General features: G+C 68.6%; 4 protein-coding genes. All 4 read right to left on the reverse strand.

Going from position 1 to position 2526, the window contains the following annotated elements; translation table 11 throughout:
• Positions 1-346 (reverse strand): DUF3022 domain-containing protein (locus G3N93_RS37940; RefSeq protein WP_206135317.1); only part of this gene is annotated, 346 nt, incomplete at its 3' end.
• Positions 343-504 carry a DUF1328 domain-containing protein gene (locus tag G3N93_RS37945; RefSeq protein ID WP_011349711.1) on the reverse strand — a complete coding sequence of 54 codons (162 nt, stop codon included), beginning with the start codon at positions 502-504 and terminating at the stop codon, positions 343-345. The genes G3N93_RS37945 and G3N93_RS37940, both read right to left, overlap by 4 nt.
• A gap of 46 nt (positions 505-550) precedes the next feature.
• The gene (locus G3N93_RS37950; protein ID WP_174932836.1) at positions 551-739 is read right to left on the reverse strand and encodes a DUF3008 family protein; all 189 of its coding nucleotides are present in this window, start codon (positions 737-739) and stop codon (positions 551-553) included.
• Positions 740-815: 76 nt separating this feature from the next.
• The gene (rpoN, locus tag G3N93_RS37955; RefSeq protein ID WP_206135318.1) at positions 816-2276 is read right to left on the reverse strand and encodes an RNA polymerase factor sigma-54; all 1461 of its coding nucleotides are present in this window, start codon (positions 2274-2276) and stop codon (positions 816-818) included.
• Between the last annotated feature and the right edge of the window lie 250 nt (positions 2277-2526).

The raw sequence follows: 2526 nt of genomic DNA on the forward strand, positions 1-2526 counted from the left end.
TGTCGAGCGCGACGTTGCATTCGATCGCCGCATCCTCGACGCGCGGCTTGCGCTCGTCCACCGCGCGCCGCGCGCTGTCGCACAGATGCGTGCGCACGCGCAGCCGGTCGTCCGCACCGAGCGACGCATAGCGCGTGATCACGTCCGGATCGAAGCGCAGGTCGACCGCGCAACGCCATTCGCGTGCGTCCTCGTCGGACGGCACCCGCACCCACGACACCTGGATCGTCAGCCGCCCGGACGCGTCGTCCGCATGCACGACGACGGTCGACTGCGACGGGAAGCCGTTCGCGAGCGCGTGCTCGAGTTCCGCGACGCGCTGCGACCGGTCGGGCGCGCCGCTCATCGTCGCACGACCCCCAGCAGCAGCGTGACGAGGAAGATCACCACGAAGATGTAGAACAGGATCTTCGCGATCTCGGCCGCGCCGGCCGCGATGCCGCCGAAGCCGAACACGGCCGCGACGATCGCGATGATGAAGAAGATGACCGCGTATCGAAGCATGGATACCTCCTGGATGGCAGCAGTGGTCAGGACACGTCGTCGCCGTTCACGCATCGTGCTTGTGCTCCGGTTTGCCGCGCCTCGGCGTGGACGCCATTTTTTCGAGTGCCTTTTCGCTCATCGACCGGGCCATCGACTGCGCCGGCGGTTTGAGGTCCTTCATGTTCGTCTTGCCGCGTCTGGCCGACAGTGCGGCCCCCGCGGCACGCTGCTGCGCTTGCGATTTTGCTGGCATGGTTGCGCTCCTGTCGTGGGCGCGCGCGTCGACGCGACGGTCGGCACGCGCGCGCGATGGGCTCGCCCGGCAGCCGTCATGCGGCGTCGCGGCGCCGCAGGTCGGCCGGTGGAATCTTCATCGCCTGGCGATACTTCGTCACCGTGCGACGCGCAAGCAGGATGCCGCGGCCCGCGAGGTTGTGCGTGAGCGCGACGTCGGACAGCGGATCGGTGTGCCGCTCGGCCGCGATCATGTCGCGGATCAGCACCTTCGCGGCCGCCGCCGAGCACACGCCCTTGCCGGCCGCCTCGAGCTTGCGCGGGAAGAAATGCTTGAACTCGAACGTGCCGTGCGGCGTGGCCATGTACTTGTTGCCCGTCGCGCGCGACACGGTCGATTCGTGCAGGTCGAGTTCCTCGGCGATGTCGCGCAGCACGAGCGGCTTCATCGCGATCTCGCCATAGCGGAAGAAGTCGCGCTGTCGCGCGACGATGCATTCGCCGACGCGCTGGATCGTATCGAAGCGCTTCTGCACGTTGCGGATCAGCCAGCGCGCTTCCTGCAACTGCTGGCCGAGAGGCGAATCGCGCTCGCCGCTCGACTGCGCGAACAGCGTCGCATAGCGTTCGTGCAGCCGCGCACGCGGCAGCACGGCCGGGTTGATCGTCACGATCCAGTCGTCGCGCACCTGGCGCACGATCACGTCGGGCACCACGTAGTCGCCGCGCGTGCTGCCGTAATGATTGCCGGGGCGCGGGTCGAGCCCGCGCACCAGCGCGCAGGCGGCCTGCAGCGTCTGCGGGTTGCAGCCGATCCGACGCTGGATCTCGGCCGTCTCGCGGCGCGCGAGCCGCTCGAGATGCTCGCGCGCGATCGCTTTCGCTTCCGCGAGCGCCGGCGTGCCGGCCGGGATCGCGTCGAGCTGCAGCACGAGACACTCGGACAGCGAGCGCGCGGCCATGCCGGGCCGGTCGAGCATCTGCACGAGCCGCAGCGCGACCGCGAGATCCTGCTCCGACAACAGCAGCGCGGGGTCGGCCGCGACCAGCAGTTCGACCAGTTCCTGGCGCAGGTAGCCGTCGTCGTCGAGCGCGTCGATCACGATGCGCGCGGCTTCGCGGTCGCGCCGGTTCAGCGGATAGAGCCGCAACGCATCGTGCAGTTGCTGATGCAGCGACGGTTCCGCAGCCAGCCATTCGCCGGGCGACAACCCGCCCGACTCGTCGCCCTGGCGGCTCGTGCCGCGCGTCGCGGGCGCGGCCGTCAACGACACTTCGGACACCTCGGGCACTTCGGGCACCTCGCCGTCCGGCTGACGAACATCGTCAGCCTGGGGCACCGCTTCGGGCGCGGCGGCTTCGGCCTGCGGCCCCGGTGTGTCGGCGGCAGGCTCCTCGTCGCCCTGGCCGTCGTCGAGAAACGGATTCTGATCGAGCGCCTGACGCAATTCCTGTTGAAATTCGAGCGAGGACAACTGCAGCAACCGCAGCGACTGCTGAAGCCTCGGCGTAAGTGCAAGATGCTGTCGCATCTGCAGCGCAAGCGAGACGGACATCGATGGTCCTCCTGACGTATCACGGGTTTCGCTTCGTATTCGGTCAGGATTCATGCAGCTTCCATGCCAAGGGGGCCGATCACCCCGTGCCGCGGTTCGCGCGGATTCGCACCCCGATTTTCAGCGCGCCACAGCCGCTTTTTTACAAGCCGACGGAAAGTTTTGGGCACGCGTTTCGCGCACCACGCCGTCACGCGCCGGCCATGGGTCGACTCAGTACTGCGCGGGCGGCGGCGTGCGCGGCAGCGGC

Origin of the sequence: Burkholderia sp. Se-20378, from assembly GCF_017104665.1 — a bacterium.
GTDB classification, from domain to species: domain Bacteria; phylum Pseudomonadota; class Gammaproteobacteria; order Burkholderiales; family Burkholderiaceae; genus Burkholderia; species Burkholderia lata.